1 pseudogene is annotated in these 1789 nt (G+C 63.6%); it reads left to right on the forward strand.

Annotation, left to right across the window (positions count from 1 at the left end):
* Nucleotides 1-120: 120 nt before the first annotated feature.
* A pseudogene (locus ACOTYN_RS26225) lies at nucleotides 121-1770 on the forward strand (Tn3-like element ISPa38 family transposase); the annotation flags it as partial.
* Nucleotides 1771-1789: the final 19 nt, after the last annotated feature.

The raw sequence follows: 1789 nt of genomic DNA on the forward strand, positions 1-1789 counted from the left end.
GCACAAACTGGACTGAGTTCCCTTCCTCCGGTGATCTACTATTCGGAACAGCTATTTAGTCAAAGAGCTGTCACGAGAACACCGTTAGCTTAGCGTACGATTTTTTCCGAATTCTGCGGTTCCCCCTGGCAGAAGCTGGTGATGACCGACACCGGCATCGACCGGCGCTACTACGAACTGTGCGCGCTGTCGGAGCTGAAGAACGCGCTGCGCTCCGGCGACATCTGGGTGCAAGGCTCGCGCCAGTTCAAGGACTTCGAGGACTACCTGGTGCCGCCCGCGAAATTCGCCAGCCTCAAGCAGGCCAGCGAATTGCCGCTGGCCGTGGCCACCGATTGCGACCAGTACCTGCATGACCGGCTGACGCTGCTGGAAACGCAGCTCGCCACCGTCAACCGCATGGCGCTGGCCAACGAGCTGCCGGACGCCATCATCACGGAGTCGGGCCTGAAGATCACGCCGCTCGATGCGGCGGTGCCCGATACCGCACAGGCCCTGATCGACCAGACGGCGATGATCCTACCGCACGTCAAGATCACCGAATTGCTGCTGGAGGTAGACGAATGGACGGGCTTCACCCGGCACTTCGCCCACCTGAAGTCAGGCGACCTGGCCAAGGACAAAAACCTGTTGCTGACCACGATCCTCGCCGACGCGATCAACCTGGGCCTGACCAAGATGGCGGAATCGTGCCCCGGCACGACCTACGCCAAGCTGGCCTGGCTGCAAGCCTGGCACATCCGCGACGAAACCTACGGGGCGGCACTGGCCGAGCTGGTCAACGCGCAGTTCCGACATCCCTTCGCCGAGCATTGGGGCGACGGCACCACGTCATCGTCGGACGGCCAGAACTTCCGCACCGGCAGCAAGGCCGAGAGCACCGGCCACATCAATCCGAAATACGGCAGCAGCCCAGGGCGGACGTTCTACACCCATATCTCCGACCAGTACGCGCCGTTCCACACCAAGGTCGTGAACGTCGGCGTGCGCGACTCGACCTACGTGCTCGACGGCCTGCTGTATCACGAATCCGACCTGCGGATCGAGGAGCACTACACCGACACGGCAGGGTTCACGGACCACGTCTTCGCGTTGATGCACCTGCTGGGCTTCCGCTTCGCCCCGCGCATTCGTGACCTGGGCGACACCAAGCTCTACATCCCGAAGGGCGATGCCACCTACGAGGCGTTGAAACCGATGATCGGCGGCACGCTCAACATCAAGCACGTCCGCGCCCATTGGGATGAAATCCTGCGGATGGCCACCTCGATCAAGCAGGGCACGGCGACGGCCTCGCTGATGCTCAGGAAGCTTGGCAGCTACCCGCGCCAGAACGGCCTGGCCGTCGCCCTGCGTGAGCTGGGACGCATCGAGCGCACACTGTTCATCCTGGACTGGCTGCAAAGCGTCGAGCTGCGCCGCCGCGTGCATGCCGGGCTGAACAAAGGCGAGGCGCGCAACGCGCTGGCCCGCGCCGTGTTCTTCAACCGCCTGGGGGAAATCCGCGACCGCAGCTTCGAGCAGCAGCGCTACCGGGCCAGCGGCCTCAACCTGGTGACGGCGGCCATCGTGCTATGGAACACGGTCTATCTGGAGCGGGCCGCGAACGCCTTGCGTGGCCACGGTCAAGCCGTCGATGACGGCCTGTTGCAGTACCTGTCGCCGCTCGGCTGGGAGCACATCAACCTGACCGGCGATTACCTCTGGCGCAGCAGCGCCAAGATCGGCGCGGGCAAGTTCAGGCCGCTACGGCCGCTGCAACCGGCTTAGCGTGCTTTATTTAATGAGA

It is taken from the genome of Enterobacter cloacae complex sp. IR5458, from assembly GCF_049238025.1.
Taxonomy (GTDB): Bacteria; Pseudomonadota; Gammaproteobacteria; order Enterobacterales; family Enterobacteriaceae; genus Enterobacter; species Enterobacter kobei.